13 protein-coding genes and 3 tRNA genes are annotated in these 16,902 nt (G+C 71.9%); 8 read left to right on the forward strand and 8 right to left on the reverse strand.

Annotation, left to right across the window (positions count from 1 at the left end; all coding sequences use genetic code 11):
- Positions 1–21: 21 nt before the first annotated feature.
- The 5 genes from OG456_RS19000 (at position 22) to OG456_RS19020 (ending at position 8,654) form a co-directional block, all read left to right on the forward strand.
- Positions 22–2,262 (forward strand): DNA polymerase III subunit gamma and tau, encoded by a 2,241-nt coding sequence (locus tag OG456_RS19000; RefSeq protein ID WP_266562537.1) that lies wholly within the window; start codon positions 22–24, stop codon positions 2,260–2,262.
- Positions 2,263–2,476: 214 nt separating this feature from the next.
- Positions 2,477–3,730 (forward strand): phosphoribosylamine--glycine ligase, encoded by a 1,254-nt coding sequence (gene purD, locus OG456_RS19005; protein ID WP_266562538.1) that lies wholly within the window; start codon positions 2,477–2,479, stop codon positions 3,728–3,730.
- Between the two features lie 274 nt (positions 3,731–4,004).
- Positions 4,005–5,915 carry a hypothetical protein gene (locus OG456_RS19010; protein ID WP_266569340.1) on the forward strand — a complete coding sequence of 637 codons (1,911 nt, stop codon included), beginning with the start codon at positions 4,005–4,007 and terminating at the stop codon, positions 5,913–5,915.
- A gap of 196 nt (positions 5,916–6,111) precedes the next feature.
- The gene (locus tag OG456_RS19015) at positions 6,112–7,653 is read left to right on the forward strand and encodes a N,N-dimethylformamidase beta subunit family domain-containing protein (protein ID WP_266562540.1); all 1,542 of its coding nucleotides are present in this window, start codon (positions 6,112–6,114) and stop codon (positions 7,651–7,653) included.
- A 104-nt stretch (positions 7,654–7,757) separates the two neighbouring features.
- The gene (locus tag OG456_RS19020) at positions 7,758–8,654 is read left to right on the forward strand and encodes a phosphoribosylaminoimidazolesuccinocarboxamide synthase (protein WP_266562542.1); all 897 of its coding nucleotides are present in this window, start codon (positions 7,758–7,760) and stop codon (positions 8,652–8,654) included.
- 57 nt (positions 8,655–8,711) lie between these two features.
- On the opposite strand, the gene OG456_RS19025 is transcribed toward OG456_RS19020, so the two are convergent.
- The 8 genes from OG456_RS19025 to OG456_RS19060 all read right to left on the reverse strand — a co-directional run bounded on the left by OG456_RS19025 (position 8,712) and on the right by OG456_RS19060 (position 13,274).
- Positions 8,712–8,787 (reverse strand) — tRNA-Gly (locus tag OG456_RS19025).
- A 23-nt stretch (positions 8,788–8,810) separates the two neighbouring features.
- A complete protein-coding gene (locus tag OG456_RS19030) occupies positions 8,811–9,419 on the reverse strand; it encodes a response regulator transcription factor (RefSeq protein ID WP_266562544.1) in 609 nt (202 codons plus the stop codon).
- Positions 9,416–10,675, reverse strand: a complete 1,260-nt coding sequence (locus OG456_RS19035) for a sensor histidine kinase (RefSeq protein ID WP_266562546.1) — start codon at positions 10,673–10,675, stop codon at positions 9,416–9,418. The genes OG456_RS19030 and OG456_RS19035 overlap by 4 nt, the downstream gene beginning before the upstream one ends.
- A gap of 17 nt (positions 10,676–10,692) precedes the next feature.
- A complete protein-coding gene (locus OG456_RS19040) occupies positions 10,693–11,502 on the reverse strand; it encodes an ABC transporter permease (protein WP_266562548.1) in 810 nt (269 codons plus the stop codon).
- A complete protein-coding gene (locus OG456_RS19045; RefSeq protein WP_266562550.1) occupies positions 11,499–12,470 on the reverse strand; it encodes an ABC transporter ATP-binding protein in 972 nt (323 codons plus the stop codon). Before OG456_RS19045 ends, OG456_RS19040 begins: the two co-directional genes overlap by 4 nt.
- Before the next feature lie 124 nt (positions 12,471–12,594).
- Positions 12,595–12,670, reverse strand: a tRNA-Gly gene (locus OG456_RS19050).
- A 79-nt stretch (positions 12,671–12,749) separates the two neighbouring features.
- Positions 12,750–12,821: transfer RNA gene (locus OG456_RS19055), tRNA-Gly, on the reverse strand.
- Positions 12,822–12,932: 111 nt separating this feature from the next.
- The gene (locus OG456_RS19060; RefSeq protein ID WP_116512201.1) at positions 12,933–13,274 is read right to left on the reverse strand and encodes an Lsr2 family protein; all 342 of its coding nucleotides are present in this window, start codon (positions 13,272–13,274) and stop codon (positions 12,933–12,935) included.
- A gap of 327 nt (positions 13,275–13,601) precedes the next feature.
- On the opposite strand from OG456_RS19060, the gene purS reads away from it, so the two are divergent.
- Genes purS through purL form a run of 3 tightly spaced genes read left to right on the forward strand, consistent with a single transcriptional unit; the run spans position 13,602 to position 16,794 of the window.
- On the forward strand, positions 13,602–13,868 hold the full coding sequence (gene purS, locus OG456_RS19065; RefSeq protein ID WP_100598945.1) for a phosphoribosylformylglycinamidine synthase subunit PurS: 267 nt from the start codon (positions 13,602–13,604) through the stop codon (positions 13,866–13,868).
- Positions 13,865–14,548: a phosphoribosylformylglycinamidine synthase subunit PurQ gene (purQ, locus tag OG456_RS19070; RefSeq protein WP_116512202.1), complete on the forward strand. Its 684-nt coding sequence runs from the start codon at positions 13,865–13,867 to the stop codon at positions 14,546–14,548. Before purS ends, purQ begins: the two co-directional genes overlap by 4 nt.
- Positions 14,545–16,794: a phosphoribosylformylglycinamidine synthase subunit PurL gene (gene purL, locus OG456_RS19075; RefSeq protein ID WP_266562556.1), complete on the forward strand. Its 2,250-nt coding sequence runs from the start codon at positions 14,545–14,547 to the stop codon at positions 16,792–16,794. Before purQ ends, purL begins: the two co-directional genes overlap by 4 nt.
- Positions 16,795–16,902 lie beyond the last annotated feature (108 nt).

Here is a 16,902-nt window from a genome sequence, read left to right on the forward strand (position 1 = left end):
GGCGCCTATAACCTCGTATACGTGTCGTCTCTCGCGCTCTACCGCCGCTATCGCCCGGAGTCGTTCGCCGAGGTCATCGGGCAGGAACATGTGACCGACCCGCTGCAGCAGGCGCTGCGGAACAACCGGGTCAATCACGCGTACCTGTTCAGTGGCCCGCGCGGCTGCGGCAAGACGACGAGCGCGCGCATCCTCGCGCGGTGTCTGAACTGCGAGCAGGGGCCCACGCCGACGCCGTGCGGCGAGTGCCAGTCCTGCCGCGACCTGGCGAGGAACGGTCCGGGTTCGATCGACGTCATCGAGATCGACGCCGCTTCGCACGGTGGTGTCGACGACGCCCGTGACCTGCGCGAAAAGGCCTTCTTCGGGCCCGCGAGCAGCCGCTACAAGATCTACATCATCGACGAGGCCCACATGGTCACGTCGGCGGGGTTCAACGCCCTTCTGAAGGTCGTCGAGGAGCCCCCGGAGCACCTCAAGTTCATCTTCGCCACCACCGAGCCCGAGAAGGTCATCGGGACCATCCGGTCGCGCACGCACCACTACCCCTTCCGCCTCGTGCCGCCCGGGACGCTCCGGGACTACCTCGGAGAGGTCTGCGGCAAGGAGGACATCCCCGTCGCCGAGGGTGTGCTGCCGCTGGTCGTGCGGGCCGGCGCCGGTTCCGTGCGTGACTCCATGTCCGTCATGGACCAGCTGCTCGCCGCCGCGGCCGAGGACGGTGTGACGTATGCCATGGCGACGTCTCTCCTCGGGTACACGGACGGTTCGCTCCTCGACTCCGTCGTGGAGGCCTTCGCCTCGGGTGACGGCGCGGCCGCCTTCGAGGTCGTCGACCGCGTCATCGAGGGGGGCAACGACCCGCGCCGGTTCGTCGCCGACCTCCTGGAGCGACTGCGGGACCTGGTGATCCTGGCGGCCGTCCCGGACGCGGCCGAGAAGGGCCTCATCGACGCCCCCGTGGACGTCATCGAGCGGATGCAGGCCCAGGCCGGAGTCTTCGGCGGCGCCGAGCTCAGCCGCGCCGCCGACCTGGTCAACGAGGGGCTCACGGAGATGCGGGGCGCCACCTCGCCCCGTCTCCAGCTCGAGCTGATCTGCGCGCGCGTACTGCTGCCCGCCGCGTACGACGACGCCCGCTCCGTGATGGCCAGGCTCGACCGCCTGGAGCGCGGCGGCCAGTTCGTACCCGCGGGACAGGGCTCCGGTCCTGCCATGGGGTACGTGCCCGCGCCCGACGCCCACCCCGGTGCGGCCGCGCAGGTCCCTGCGGGCGGCGGTCCTGCCGCTGTCCGGGCGGCGGTGCGGGGGCCCGGACCGGGCGGCGAGAGCGCGCCCGTGCCTGCTGCTCCGGCGCCCACTCCTGCCCCGGCTCCCGCTGTTCAGGCCGCGCCCGCTCCGCAGGCGTCCGCGCCCCCGGCCGCTCCCGCCGAACCCGCGCCCGCGGCGCCGCCCGCCGGGGCCGCACCCGGCGCATGGCCCACCGCCGCCCCGGCCGGTGGCGGCAGGCGCCCCGGCGGGTGGCCCACGGCCGCGCCCACCGGCGGAGGTACTGGTGGAGGCGCCGGTGGAGGCCAGCCCTCCGCCGCGGCGCCCCCGCCGCCGACCGCCCAGCCCCAGCCCCAGGCACCCGCTCAGCCCCCCGTCGCGGCACCGCCCGCCGCCGGTGGGCTCGACCCGCGCAGCCTGTGGCCGAACATCCTCGAAGTGGTCAAGAACAAGCGTCGCTTCACCTGGATCCTGCTCAGCCAGAATGCGCAGGTGACCGGCTTCGACGGCACGACCCTCCAGCTCGGCTTCCTGAACGCCGGAGCGCGGGACAACTTCGCGAGCAGCGGCAGCGAAGACGTCCTGCGGACGGCGCTGGCCGAGCAGTTCGGCGTCCACTGGAAGGTCGAGGCGGTCGTCGACCCCTCGGGCGGCGGTGGTGGCGGCCAGGCACCGCCCCCCGCGCCGGGCGGCGGCTATCCGGGCCACGGCGGCGGTGGCGCTCCCGCGGCCCCGACCTCGCCGCGCCCGCCGGCCCCGCAGGCCCAGGCCCCGGCCGCGCCGAGACCCCCGGACCGGTCCGCGCCGCAGGCGTCCGCGCCCGCCCCGGCCCCCGCGCCGAGACCGGCCGCCCCGGAGCCGCCCCCGGTCTCCATCGAGGACGACATCCCGGCGGACGACGACCCCGACCTCGACGAGTCGGTCCTCTCCGGCCACGACCTGATCGTCCGCGAGCTCGGTGCGACGGTCGTCGAGGAGTTCACGAACGAATAGGCGGCAGCAGCACGGGTCGGGCGGACATACCTATGCAGAGCAGTCACGCCCACGTGGAGCGGCCGCGCCCACCGAGCCGCAGCCTCCCGACCCCGGAAAGCCGCCGGACCGGGCCCTGACACCTCGCCCCATGGAGAAACGCACGAACCCCCAGCGCCCCCGCGCTCGGCGGCCCGTACAAGAGCACACCGGCCCGCCGCCTATGCTGGCTGGCGTGAAGGTCCTTGTCATCGGCAGCGGCGCCCGCGAACACGCCCTGTGCCGCTCACTGTCCCTCGACCCCGACGTCACCGCGCTGTACTGCGCGCCCGGCAACGCAGGAATCGCCGAGGTCGCCGAGCTGCACCCGGTCGACGCCCTCGACGGCGCCGCCGTGGCCCGGCTGGCCGGTGAACTGGCCGCGGACCTCGTCGTGGTCGGCCCGGAGGCACCCCTTGTCGCAGGGGTCGCCGACGCCGTACGCGCCGCGGGCATCCCCTGCTTCGGCCCCTCCGGGGAAGCCGCACAGCTGGAGGGTTCCAAGGCGTTCGCCAAGGACGTGATGGCGGGCGCCGGCGTGCCGACCGCCCGCTCGTACGTCTGCACCACCCCGGACGAGGTCGACGAGGCGCTCGACGCCTTCGGCGCCCCGTACGTGGTCAAGGACGACGGGCTCGCGGCCGGCAAGGGTGTCGTCGTGACCGACGACCTCGAGGCCGCCCGCGCGCACGCCAACGCCTGTGACCGCGTCGTCATCGAGGAGTTCCTCGACGGCCCCGAGGTCTCGCTCTTCGCGATCACCGACGGTGTGACCGTCGTCCCCCTCCAGCCCGCGCAGGACTTCAAGCGCGCGCTCGACGGCGACGCGGGCCCCAACACCGGTGGCATGGGTGCCTATTCGCCGCTGCCGTGGGCCGACCCGAAGCTCGTCGACGAGGTCATGGAGACGGTCCTCCAGCCGACCGTCGACGAACTGCGCCGCCGCGGCACGGCCTTCTCGGGTCTGCTGTACGCGGGGCTCGCGATCACCTCGCGCGGCGTACGGGTCATCGAGTTCAACGCCCGGTTCGGCGACCCGGAGACCCAGGTCGTCCTGGCCCGCCTCAAGACCCCGCTCGCGGGCGTCCTCCTCGCCTCGGCCAACGGCACGCTCGCGGACCTGCCGCCTCTGCGCTGGAGCGACGAGGCGGCCGTGACCGTGGTCGTGGCCTCCCACAACTACCCGGAGACGCCGCGTACCGGCGATCCCATCACCGGACTCGCCGACGTGGCCGCGCAGGATGCGCCCCACGCGTACGTCCTGCACGCCGGGACGAAGCGGGACGGGGACGCCGTCGTCAGCGCCGGCGGCCGCGTGCTCTCGGTGACCGCGACCGGCTCGGACCTCACGCAGGCCCGCGAACGCGCGTACGCGGCGCTGTCGCGCATCGGCCTCGACGGCTCGCAGCACCGCACCGACATCGCCGCGAAGGCGGCCGCGGAGGCCTGACCGAAAGCCTCACCTGCGTGAACCTCAGGCCCCTGATCCGAAGCGGATCAGGGGCCTGAATGTCATCCACCTCTACCCAAAGCCATTCCATCGAGTGACCGCTCGTCCATCCGGCTGACGATGCCGTGTGCCCCAACTAGGGTGCGGCGCAGGCGTTCCGGCACTTGGCCCACCGGCATTGCGATGTCAGTGACGGATGCCACAGTGGGGGAGTGGACAACGCCATGGGTGCAGGCAACATAGGCAGCAGGGGGTGACGTCGGTCGTGTCCGGTATGGGTGCGGAGGTGGGCGCGCAGGCCGCGCGCTCCCGGGCTCTCGCGGTGCTGCGCATCCGCGGCAGAGCGCTGGCCGTCGCCCTGCTGCCCGCGGCCTTCGCGGTCGTGCTGGCCGCGGGCGCCGCCACCGGGCACATGGTCGGCGACGGCTGGCGGACGGCGCGGTGGATCGTCACGGTCATCGCCCTGGTCGTTCTGGCCGCGGCGGCGGGCATCGCCCTCGTGGTGGCCCGCGCCCGCCCGGCGATCAGCCCGACGGTGCCGATCGCCGAGGAGCGGGCCCCCGACCTCTACCGCCTGGTGCGCGATCTGGCCGACCGGCTCGACGTACCGGCCCCCTCGGCCATAGCGCTCACCCCGGACTGCGACAGCTGGCTGGAGGACCGTACGCATCCCGCGCACGGACCGCCCAAGCCCAAGGACGACGAGGGCCGGATCCCGCATGACGCCGACGACCTGGGGATCCGGGGCGGCGCAGGCAGAGGCCGGGTGCCCGCCGCGCCCGTCCTGGTCATCGGCTCCCCCTTCCTGTGGTGGATGCGCGTGGGCGAGCTGCGCGCCGTGCTCGCCCCGGTCGTCGCCGGTACGGGGCCGTCGGCACACCCGGACATAGCGGCCGCGCGCCGCTTCGTGCGGGGCCTGGACGCGGCGGTCGCCGTCGCCGCGGCGCCCGGCCGCGGACCGCTGGGGCGGGCGGTCCTCGGGTGCGTCGGCTGGGTCGCGCGCCTGCTCCTTCGCAGCTGCCGGGGCCACGCGGGCGAGATGGAGCGCGGGGTCGCCGCGGCCGCCGCCGAGCGCGCACAGACGGTGGACTACGGCGTGCGGATCGTCGCCCAGGAGCAGGTGGGCCTGGCCTACGCGGGCTGGGACCGGCTCCTCACCCGGGTAGCGCTGCCCGCCTGGCGCATGGGGCGCTGGCCCTCACGTCTGGACGTGGGCGTCGTCGCCGCCCTCACCGAGCTGTCCCGGCGCGACCGCCTCGCCGAGGGCTTCGCCTCCCGGCTCGGGGAGCGGCCCGCCTGCGATCTGCTGGAGGAGCCCGGCACGGTGGACGAGGCGGCGTCGCTGCTCGCGGCCCGGCTGTTCCACGGAGGCCCCGCCGAGCCGGGCCCCGACTGGGCGCCGGTCGACTGGCAGCAGTATCCGGACGAGGTCGTGGACCGTAAGTGGCGCATGGACGCGGCGCGCCTCCACCGAGTCCTCGACGCGCTGGGCGTACGTGGCTCCGCGGACCCCGCGTCCCCCGACCCGGAGGGCCCGACACTCGCCCGGGTGATGGAGCACCTCGCGACGGCGACGCGCGCCGGGGACTCCGTAGGACCGGGACCCGTGGCCCCCGTAGACCCGGAAGACCCCACCGTCCCCGCCGCGGCCCCCACCCTCCCCGCCGAGGACCTCACCGTCGCCGCCGACACCGACTTCACCGTCGCCGACACCAGCCCCACCGTCGCCCCCGACACCGACCCCACCGCCCTCGAGCACCTCGAAGACGCCGAGGACCGCGAGGACACCCCCACCGCTCTGCTCGCCGCCGGCCTGAGTGCCGAGTCGGCCCGCGAGGAGAGTGAGCGCCCCGCCCCGCCCGTGCCCGCCGCCGGACAGGGGCCCGACGGCGCGCTGTGGGACGAGGGCATGCTCCCGCTCTTCCCGCTCCAACCACCTCGTACGGGACGCGAGTTGGTGGCCGACCACGTCACGGCGATGGTGTGCTGCGCCGCCGTGGACACGGCCGGAGCCGCCCCCGGACTCGACTGGCTGGACGGCCCCTCGCTCCTGGTCGACGGCGAGCGCGCCAAGGACCTGACCCCGCGGGTCCTGAGCCTCGTGGAAGAGGGAGACCCGGAGCCTCTGCGCGCCTGGCTCACCCGCCTCGGCATCCGCCCCGAGAAGCCGGTCCGACTGGTGTAGGCCGCGACGGCGATCGCGGCACACCCACACCCCTCACATCCGCACCGCCCAACCTCCAGCCCCCGGAGGCCCACGTTCCGTTCACGTCAATTCGCGACGAACGGTGACGGAGTGCGTGCGTAATGTGATGTGCTGGGGGCGGTCGCTGACAGACGGAGCACACAAGGGCTCGGGGGAGCGAGGGAGGGAAGCGGGCATGGGGCCGGAACGGGAGGGGCAGAAGGTCGGACGGCCGGAACACGCGCGGTCACCCCGCACCATCCGCCGCTGGGAGTCGGGCGCGCTCGCCCACGCCGTGAGCGACCCCTTCGGCCAGGGCCCCCTGCCGTGGCTGCGCGGCAGCGAGCACTACTTCGACGACACGGGCCAGGTGGTCCCCTGGTACGTCGACCACGTCCCCCAGCCCGGCGCGAGCAACATCGCGACCAGCATCCCGAGCCCCCGCACCGGCGGCCCCCGCATGGCCGACGACGTGCACCGCCAGATCAAGGGCTTCACGTCGACCGGAGCGGCCGCGCCCGGCGAGGCGATCGACTTCCACATCACGGTGGACCCGCCCCAGCAGTTCAGCGTCGACATCTACCGCATCGGCCACTACGGCGGCGACGGCGCCAGCAAGATCATCACCAGTCCGCGGCTCTCCGGCATCGTCCAGCCGCCCCCGCTCACCGCGGACCGCACGGTCTCCTGCCACCACTGGTGGCTGTCCTGGCGCCTGCAGATCCCGTCGTTCTGGAGCGTGGGGGCGTACGTGGCCGTCCTCACCACCGTCGACGGCTACCGCTCGCACGTCCCCTTCACGGTCCGCGACAGCCGCCCCGCCGACCTCCTCCTGCTCCTGCCGGACGTGACCTGGCAGGCGTACAACCTCTACCCGGAGGACGGGCACACGGGGGCGAGTCTCTACCACGCGTGGGACGAGGAGGGGCGGCTGCTCGGCGAGGGTGACGCCGCGACGACGGTCTCCTTCGACCGCCCGTACGCCGGCGCGGGCCTCCCCCTGCACGTCGGCCACGCCTACGACTTCATCCGCTGGGCCGAGCGATACGGCTACGACCTCGCGTACGCCGACGCCCGCGACCTGCACGCGGGCCGCATCGACCCGACCCGCTACCGGGGCCTCGTCTTCCCCGGCCACGACGAGTACTGGTCGACGCCGATGCGCCGCACCACGGAAGTGGCCCGCGAGCGCGGCACCTCGCTCGTGTTCCTCTCCGCCAACACCATGTACTGGCAGGTCGAGTTGGGCCCGTCCCCGTCCGGTGTGCCGGACCGGCTGCTCACCTGCCACAAGCGCAGAGCACCCGGGAAGTCCGCCCTGTGGCGCGAGATCGACCGCCCCGAGCAGCAGCTCATGGGCATCCAGTACGCGGGCCGCGTCCCCGATCCGCACCCCCTCGTCGTGCGGAACGCGGACCACTGGCTGTGGGAGGCCACCGGGGCGCACGACGGCGACGAGATCGACGGCCTGGTCGCCGGCGAGGCCGACCGCTACTTCCCGCGCACCGCGCTGCCCGAGCACGAGGACCGCATCCTGCTCGCCCACTCGCCCTACCGCGACAGCGAGCGGGCGCCGCGCCACCAGGAGACGTCCCTGTACCGGGCGCCGTCCGGATCGCTGGTCTTCGCGTCCGGCACGTTCGCCTGGTCCCCGGCGCTCGACCGCCCCGGCCACGTCGACCCGCGGATCCAGCGCGCGACGGCCAACCTCCTCGACCGGATCTGCAAACGCGACTGACCGGTCCCGCCCCACCGCTGCCGCACCCGCCGGACCCGTGGCCAAAACTCGTCCCCGTATGAGCGAGAATCAGGTGCACTCGTACATATCCACGGGGAGGAACCGTGTCCGGATTCGTCGAAAAGCCCGAACCCCAGCAGGTGCCGGGCCTGGTACACCTCCACACCGGCAAGGTGCGGGACCTGTACCGGAACGAGGCGGGCGACCTCGTGATGGTCGCCTCCGACCGCATGTCCGCCTATGACTGGGTGCTGCCCACCCCCATCCCCGACAAGGGCCGTGTGCTCACTCAGCTGTCGCTGTGGTGGTTCGACCAGCTCTCCGACCTGGTCCCCAACCACGTCCTGTCGACCGAGCTGCCGCCCGGCGCCCCCGCCGACTGGCAGGGCCGCACCCTCATCTGCAAGTCGCTGCGCATGGTCCCCGTCGAGTGCGTGGCCCGCGGCTATCTCACGGGCTCCGGCCTCGTCGAGTACAACGACTCGCGCACGGTCTGCGGCCTCGCCCTGCCCGAGGGCCTGACCGACGGCTCGGAGCTGCCCGCCCCGATCTTCACGCCCGCCACGAAGGCCGAGGTCGGCGAGCACGACGAGAACGTGTCGTACGAGGAGGTGGTCCGCCAGGTCGGCGCGGAGACAGCCGCCGAGCTGCGCCGGATGACGCTCGCCGTCTACTGCCGGGCCCGGGACATCGCGCGGGAGCGCGGCGTGATCCTCGCGGACACCAAGTTCGAGTTCGGCTTCGACGGCGAGACGCTGATCCTCGGCGACGAGGTCCTCACCCCGGACTCTTCCCGCTTCTGGCCCGCGGCCGAGTGGGAGCCGGGGCACGCGCAGCCGTCGTTCGACAAGCAGTACGTGCGGAACTGGCTGACGGGCCCCGAGTCGGGCTGGGACCGCAAGAGCGAGCAGCCGCCGCCCGCGCTGCCGCAGCAGGTCGTGGACGCGACGCGCGCCAAGTACATCGAGGCGTACGAGCGCCTGACCGGCGTCAGCTGGTAATCACGGCGCCGCAGACACGCGAAAGCCCCCGGCACCTGAGGTGCCGGGGGCTTTCTGTGGAGCGAACGACGAGGTTCGAACTCGCGACCTCAACCTTGGCAAGGTTGCGCTCTACCAACTGAGCTACGTTCGCACTGCGCCGTGGCGCGAGAGCAACTATACCCAACCTCGCTCCCGCGCGAGCCGCACTGCCGAGTGCCGGTTCTCGGCGCCGAGCTTCGAGACGGCGGACGACAGATAGTTCCGCACGGTCCCCTGCGAGAGCGCGGCGCGCTCGGCGATCTCCGCGACGGGCGCCCCGTCGGCGGCGAATTCGAGGACCTCGGCCTCGCGCGCGGTCAGCGGGGAGTCGCCCGCGGCGATCGCGTCGGCCGCCAACTCCGGGTCCACATAACGGTTTCCCGCGTGCACGGTCCGAATGATCTCGGCGAGCCGCTGGGCGCTCACGGTCTTCGGCACGAACCCGCGCACCCCGGCGGACAGGGCCCGCTTCAGATGTCCGGGACGCCCATGGCCGGTCACGATCATGACCCGGCACGCGGGCAGTTCACCGCGCAGCGCTGTGGCGACCTTCACACCGTCGGCGCCCGGCATCTCCAGATCGAGCACGGCCACATCGGGCCGGTGGGCCCGCGCCATGGCGAGCGCCTCGGGCCCGGTGGCGGCCTCGGCGACGACGACCAGATCGTCCTCGAGGCCGAGCAGCGCGGCGAGCGCCCCGCGAATGAGGTGCTCGTCATCGGCGAGCAGCACGCGCACGGTCACCCGGCGCTCCTTTCGTACGCGGCGTCGCGCCGCGGTCCCACGGTGCGCCCGGCCAGCGGCACTTCGGCCACCACCCGGAACACCCCGTCCGCATCTGCCACCGCACCCGCCTCAAGCGTCCCGCCGACCTCGGCGAGGCGCTCCCTCAGTCCTGCGAGCCCGGACCCGCCGCTCAGGGCCCCCGGGGCCTTGGCCCCGTCGTTCTCCACGCTCAGGACCACCGCGTCCGGCCCCACCCGTACGCCGATGTCGCAGCGCCGGGCGTCCCCGTGCCGCAGGACGTTCGTCGTGGCCTCGCGCACGACCCAGCCGAGGGCGGACTGCACGGGGCCGGCCAGCCCGGCGGCCGGGCCCGCCACGTCGCAGGAGATCCCCGCCGCGGTCAACACGCCTTGCGCGCCCGACAGTTCGGCCGACAGATCGGCCTCGCGGTAGCCGCGTACGACCTCCCGTACCTCTTTCTGCGACTCCTGGGCGATGCGCTGGACCTCGGTCATCTGGTTCACGGCCTCGGGCCGCCCGCGCCGCGTGAGCTGCACCGCGAGCTCGCTCTTGAGCGCGATCACGGCGAGATTCCTGCCCATCACGTCATGGAGATCGCGCCCGAACCGCAGCCGTTCCTCGGCGACGGCGAGCCGCGCCCTGGTCTCGCGGGCCTCGTCGAGTTCGTGGAGGGCGTTCAGCAGCCAGACGGAGAATCCGGCGGTCAGGGCGAAGATCGCGGTGGTGAACAGCACGGTGGCCGCCGTGATGAGGGCGGCCGGCGCGGGCAGCCCGGACGGCACGGACGCCGCCCCGGCACCGAGGGACGCGCCGAGCGCCGCGCCGATCACCCGCCTGCGGGTGCGCAGTCCGGGCGTGGCACAGCCCGCGCCGACCATGAGGATGCCGACGAAGAGGACGAGCGCCGTGCGGGTGCCGGCCTCCTCGTCCGGGGGGACCCGCAGCATCACGCCGAGCGTCCCGACGGAGATCACGGCGGTGGCGACCCCGTACGCGATGACCAGTCGGACCGGCTGCTCGCGCCGGCCGCGCGTCCAGTCGAGCGCCTTGGACGTGGTCACCGCGCCGAGCACGGCGTGCGCGCAGAGCGCGAGGAGCAGGGTCCAGGCGAGCGCGGCCGGCACCTCACCGAAGGCGAGGGGGCCGAGCCAGAAGATCTCGACGAGCCCGAAGGACTGCAGAGACCACCGTGTGTACGTCTCCACCTTCGCCGGGGTGCTCTTCCCCCGCCACCATGCGCCAGGCCGCCTCATGTCCCCGCTCCGTCGGATCAACGCCGCGGTTCCCAGCGGAACCACCGTCGTACAGCAAACACGGCGAGGACGGTCCAGGCCACAGCGGTGGCGACGGCGCCCAAGGCGCCGTGCGCGGAGAGGTCCCCGGTCCAGCCGCCCCGTACGAGGGTGATCACCGGTGTGAGGGGCAGCAGTTCGCACACCGACGCGAGGCGGTCCGGCATGACTTGGAGGGGCACGACGGTGCCGGAGCCGAGCATCGAGAGAAGCAGCAGCGGCATGGCCGCGACCTGCGCGCTCTCGACGCTCCTGCTGAAACTCGCGGTGACTGCGGCGAGCGCGGGCCACATCACCAGGCCCAGCAGCAGCCCGAGTACGGCGTAATACGGCGCCTGCGGAGCCCCCACGTCGAGGAACGCCGTGCAGGCGGCGACGAGCACGAGGCTCTGCGCGAGGCCGATGGAGACGGAGGGCACGGCGGCACCGGCGAGGATCTCCCCGTCGCGCAGCTCACCGGTGCGCAGCCGCTTGAGGACGAGTTCCTCGCGCCGGGCCGCGTAGACGCCGACCAGCGCGCTGTAGACGGCGAAGAGGAGGGAGAAGCCGATCGCGGACGGCAGCAGCACCGAGCCGACGGTGAGCCCCGTGCCCTTCAGGTCCATGCTGTCGATCGACGAGCGCACGCTGAACGGCAGCACCAGCGGCACGAACACCGCGGTGAAGAGCGTGCCCTTGCTGCGGCCGATCAGCGTCAGCTCCGCGCGGGCGAGCGCCCGCATCCGCCCGGCGGCCGTCGTGCCGGCCGTGGCCGCGGGCTTCGTCCTGTCCGTCACGACCGCGCTCATCGCGCCGCCACCTCATCCCTGTTCTGCGTGCCGGCCCTGGTTTCCGTACGCGCGTCCTGCGCGATCCGCAGGAACGCCTCTTCGAGGGACGCGCTGCGCACGTCGAGCCCCCGCAGCTCGACCCGGGCGTCCCTGGCCCACAACAGGAGCCCGGTGGCCGCCCGTTGGAGCTCGTCCGTCCGCAGCCGGATGGTGCGGCCGTCCGTTTCGTGGCCGCTCACGCCGAGCTCGGCGAGCGGCGGGAGGTCACCGGGGAAGTAGCCGTCGGGCAGTTCGAAGGAGATGTGGGAGGGCTGGGCCGCGACGACCTCGTCGACGCGGCCCTCGGCGGCGATCCGCCCCTCGTGGAGGATGGCGAGCCGGTCGGCGAGCTCCTCGGCCTCTTCGAGGTAGTGGGTGGTCAGCAGCACGGTGGTGCCCTCGGCGCGCAGCTCGCGCACCAGGTTCCAGGTCGCGCGCCGCCCCTCGGCGTCGAGGCCGGTGGTCGGCTCGTCGAGGAAGAGGACCTCGGGCCGGCCGAGCAGCGCGAGCGCCAGGTCGAGGCGCCGCTTCTCGCCGCCGGACAGCTGCTTCACACGGACCCGGGACCGCCGTTCGAGCCCGACGAGCTCGAGGGCCTCACCGGCGGGCCGGGCGCCGCTCGTGCATCCGCCCCACATCCGGACGGCCTCGGCCACGGTCAGCTCGGACGGAAAGCCGCCTTCTTGGAGCATGACCCCGACGCGCGGCCTGACCAGGTCGCGTTCCGTGTACGGGTCGTGCCCGAGGACCCGTACACGGCCGCCGGCCGGGACGGCGAGTCCTTCGAGGAGTTCGACGGTGGAGGTCTTGCCCGCGCCGTTGGTGCCGAGGAGGGCGAAGAGTTCTCCGCGGGCGACGGAGAAGGTCACTCCGCGCACCGCCTCGTACGAGCCCCCGTACACGCGTCGCAGATCGGTGACGTCGATCACGCGCTCGTTCGTTTCCATGCCCCGAGCCTCTCCCGGTGCCGGGGCGAGGAGCAGTGCGCGCTGTCACCGGACCGCATGACAAATGTCAGAGCGGGGCTCGGACATGCAGAAGGCCCCGGTCCGATGGACCGGGGCCTTCAACTGGAGCGAACGACGAGGTTCGAACTCGCGACCTCAACCTTGGCAAGGTTGCGCTCTACCAACTGAGCTACGTTCGCACTGCCTCCGATCGACTCTCATCGATCGGCGCGAGCACCAGCCTACCGCACTCCGAAGAGTGGTCGGTACGCCATGCAGAGCGGGTGACAGGAATTGCACACTGCGCCTTCCCCCTGGAAGGGGGATGTTCTACTACTGAACTACACCCGCAAGACTCCGTGAGGTTCGGCCTTTCGGCCTCGCCCCTCGGCGTGCTCCAGACTTTAGCTGATCAACAGGGGTGGAGCGCAAGTCGGCTGCTCTGCGGGCTGCCCGAGGGGGTCAGTTGGCCGCCTCGAACGCCTCGTAGACCCGCTTGGGGATGCGGCCGCGCGGCGGGACGTCCATCTTGTGCGAGCGCGCCCAGGCGCGGACGGCCGCCGGGTCGGCGGACACCGCGGTGTGCTTGAAGCTCCTGACGGTCTTCCCCGAGGCGCCCTTGCCCGAGCCGGTCTGCTTGCGGCCGGCCTGGAGGAAGGGGGCCAGGGCCGTGCGCAGTTTCTTGGCATTGGCTGGATTCAGGTCGATCTCGTACGACTTGCCGTCGAGACCGAACACGACCGTTTCTGCGGCATCTCCGCCGTCGATGTCGTCGGAGAGAGTGACCACGACACGCTGCGCCACGAATATCGGTCCCTTCGTGCGACATCTGCACCTTGACGTGCGCCGATGTCGACTGTCCGGCTGTTATGGGGCAAAGCAGAGGCGAACTGCTCGCTTTCGCCATTTCCTTTTTACCTTGCCTGGCATTGCATTGTGAAGACCGACTAAATCCCCCCGCGTGTCCGGAGGCAATGGGTCTCCGAAATCTTTCCCCCGATTTTCCACGGGGTCACCGCGCTGTTGCAGTAACGTGATCCGGCTCTCGTAGCTTCCTACGGTCTACGCGAGTAGAAATTTTGTCCGGGTAGTCTGAAGGGACCTGCTCAGCACCACACACCGGGAGTGCCAGTGGCACGCGTCGTAGTCGACGTCATGCTCAAGCCGGAGATCCTCGACCCCCAGGGCCAGGCGGTGCAGCGTGCACTGCCGCGCCTCGGTTTCGAGGGCATCTCCGACGTACGTCAGGGAAAGCGATTCGAACTCGAGGTTGACGGGCCCGTCGACGATGCCGTCCTCGCCCGTATCCATGAGTTGGCCGACACGTTCCTCGCCAACACCGTGATCGAGAACTTCACCGTGAAGGTGGAAGAACCCGCGGTGGGGGCAGAAAAGTGACCGCTCGTATTGGAGTCGTCACCTTTCCTGGATCCCTCGACGACCGGGACACGCAGCGCGCGATCCGACTCGCCGGCGCGGAACCCGTAGCCCTCTGGCACAAGGACAAGGATCTGAAGCAGGTCGACGCGGTCGTCCTGCCCGGTGGATTCTCCTACGGCGACTATCTGCGGGCGGGTGCCATCTCCCGGTTCTCGCCGGTGATGGAGAGCGTCGTCGACCAGGCCAAGGCGGGTCTTCCCGTTCTCGGTATCTGCAATGGCTTCCAGGTCCTCACCGAGGCGCACCTGCTCCCCGGCGCGATGCTCGGCAACGACCATCTGCACTTCATCTGCCGTGACCAGAAGCTGCGCGTGGAGAACACGGACACCGCCTGGACCGCCGACTACACGGCAGGCCAGGAGATCCACATCCCGCTGAAGAACATGGACGGCCGCTACGTCGCCGACGAGCACACGCTGGACATGCTGGAGGCGGAGGGCCGCGTCGCCTTCCGTTACGTGGGCTTCAACCCGAACGGTTCGCTCCGCGACATCGCCGGCATCACGAACGAGGCGGGCAACGTCGTCGGTCTGATGCCGCACCCGGAGCACGCCGTCGAGCCGCTCGTCGGCTCCGGTCGCACCGACGGCCTCCCCTTCTTCACCTCGATCCTCAAGAAGCTGGTCGCCGCCTCATGAGCCTCGACACCGTTGAGAACGCCGCAAAGACCCCCGACGTCGAGCTCCCCTGGGCCGAGCTCGGCCTGAAGAAGGACGAGTACGAGCGGGTCGTGGAGATCCTCGGCCGCCGCCCGACCGGCGCCGAGCTCGCCATGTACTCCGTGATGTGGTCCGAGCACTGCTCGTACAAGTCGTCCAAGATCCACCTGCGCCAGTTCGGCGAGAAGGCGCCGCAGTCCGACGCGCTGCTCGTCGGCATCGGTGAGAACGCCGGTGTCGTGGACGTCGGCCAGGGCTACGCCGTCACCTTCAAGGTCGAGTCGCACAACCACCCGTCGTACGTCGAGCCCTACCAGGGCGCGGCCACCGGCGTCGGCGGCATCGTGCGCGACATCATCGCGATGGGCGCGCGCCCGGTCGCGGTCGTCGACCCGCTGCGCTTCGGCGCGGCCGACCACCCCGACACCAAGCGTGTGCTGCCGGGTGTCGTCGCCGGCATCGGCGGCTACGGCAACTGCCTGGGCCTGCCGAACATCGGCGGCGAGGTCGTCTTCGACGCCTGCTACCAGGGCAACCCGCTGGTCAACGCGGGCGCCATCGGTGTCATGCGGCACGAGGACATCCACCTCGCGAAGGCGTCGGGGCCGGGCAACAAGGTCATCATGTACGGGGCCCGGACGGGCGGCGACGGCATCGGTGGCGCCTCGATCCTGGCCTCCGAGACCTTCGACGACGCGAAGCCCTCGAAGCGTCCCGCCGTCCAGGTCGGTGACCCCTTCCAGGAGAAGCTCCTCATCGAGTGCACCCTGGAGGCGTTCGCCGAGAAGCTCGTCGTCGGCATCCAGGACCTCGGAGCCGCCGGAATCTCCTGCGCCACCAGCGAGCTGGCGTCCAACGGCTCGGGCGGCATGCGCGTCGAGCTGGACGACGTACCGCTGCGCGACTCCACGCTCTCGCCCGAGGAAATCCTCATGAGCGAGTCGCAGGAGCGCATGTGCGCGGTCGTCGAGCCGGAGAAGGTCGCCCGCTTCCTCGAGATCTGCGAGAAGTGGGACGTCATCGCCACCGTCATCGGTGAGGTCACCGACGGCGACCGCCTGGAGATCTTCTGGCACGGCGAGAAGATCGTCGACGTCGACCCGCGCACGGTCGCCCACGAGGGCCCGACCTACGAGCGCCCGTACGCCCGCCCCGCGTGGCAGGACGCGCTCCAGGCCGACGACGCGAACAAGCTGCCGCGGCCGTCCACGTCGGACGAGCTGAAGCAGCAGGTCCTCGCGCTCGTCTCGTCGCCGAACCAGGCGTCGAAGAAGTGGATCACCTCGCAGTACGACCACTTCGTGCAGGGCAACACCGTCCTCGCGCAGCCCGAGGACTCGGGCATGATCCGCATCGACGAGGAGTCGGGGCTCGGCGTCGCCATCGCGACCGACGGCAACGGCCGGTACGCGAAGCTCGACCCGTACCACGGCGCGCAGCTCGCCCTCGCCGAGGCGTACCGGAACGTCGCGACGACCGGCGCCAAGCCGCTCGCGATCTCCGACTGCCTGAACTTCGGTTCGCCCGAGGACCCGGACGTCATGTGGCAGTTCGTCGAGGCCATCCGCGGTCTCGCCGACGCCTGCCAGATCCTCGGCACCCCGGTGACCGGCGGCAACGTCTCGCTGTACAACCAGACGGGTGAGGCGGCGATCCACCCGACGCCCGTCGTGGCCGTGCTCGGCGTCATCGACGATGTCGCCCGCCGCACGCCGGTCGCCTTCAGCGAAGAGGGCCAGCTCCTCTACCTGCTCGGCGACACCCGCGAGGAGTTCGGCGGCTCGGCCTGGTCGCAGGTCGTCCACGACCACCTCGGCGGTCTGCCCCCGCAGGTCGACCTGGAGCGGGAGCGGCTGCTCGCCGACATCCTGATCTCGGCGTCCCGCGACGGCATGGTCGACGCCGCGCACGACCTGTCCGACGGCGGCCTGATCCAGGCCGTGGTCGAGTCGGCGATGCTCGGTGACAAGGGCGCGCGGCTCATCGTGCCCGACGGCCTGGACGCGTTCACGTTCCTGTTCTCCGAGTCGGCGGGCCGCGCGGTCGTCGCCGTCCCGCGGAGCGAGGAGCTGCGCTTCACCGACATGTGCGGCGCACGCGGCCTCCCGGCCACCCGCATCGGCGTGGTCGACGGCGACGCGGTGGACGTGCAGGGCGAGTTCGCACTCTCCCTGGAGGAACTCCGCGAGGTCCACGAGGCGACGATCCCGGCGCTGCTGGCCTGATCGGCTTCCTCCCGTACGAACGTCAGGCCCCACCCGGATGAATGTGCCCCGGGTGGGGCCTGACGCGCGTCTTGGGCCCGGTCGAAAAGGGCCTGAGCGGGTACGCCG

Origin of the sequence: Streptomyces sp. NBC_01446 (assembly GCF_026340095.1) — a bacterium.
GTDB lineage: Bacteria > Actinomycetota > Actinomycetes > Streptomycetales > Streptomycetaceae > Streptomyces > Streptomyces aureus.

Excerpts from the sequence above, each read along its gene's own strand:
- OG456_RS19010 (WP_266569340.1), top strand. The coding sequence starts at position 4,005 with ATGGGTGCGGAGGTGGGCGCGCAGGCCGCGCGCTCCCGGGCTCTCGCG.
- OG456_RS19015 (WP_266562540.1), top strand. The coding sequence starts at position 6,112 with ATGGGGCCGGAACGGGAGGGGCAGAAGGTCGGACGGCCGGAACACGCG.
- OG456_RS19035 (WP_266562546.1), bottom strand. The coding sequence starts at position 10,675 with ATGAGGCGGCCTGGCGCATGGTGGCGGGGGAAGAGCACCCCGGCGAAG.
- OG456_RS19040 (WP_266562548.1), bottom strand. The coding sequence starts at position 11,502 with ATGAGCGCGGTCGTGACGGACAGGACGAAGCCCGCGGCCACGGCCGGC.
- OG456_RS19045 (WP_266562550.1), bottom strand. The coding sequence starts at position 12,470 with ATGGAAACGAACGAGCGCGTGATCGACGTCACCGATCTGCGACGCGTG.
- purL (WP_266562556.1), top strand. The coding sequence starts at position 14,545 with ATGAGCCTCGACACCGTTGAGAACGCCGCAAAGACCCCCGACGTCGAG.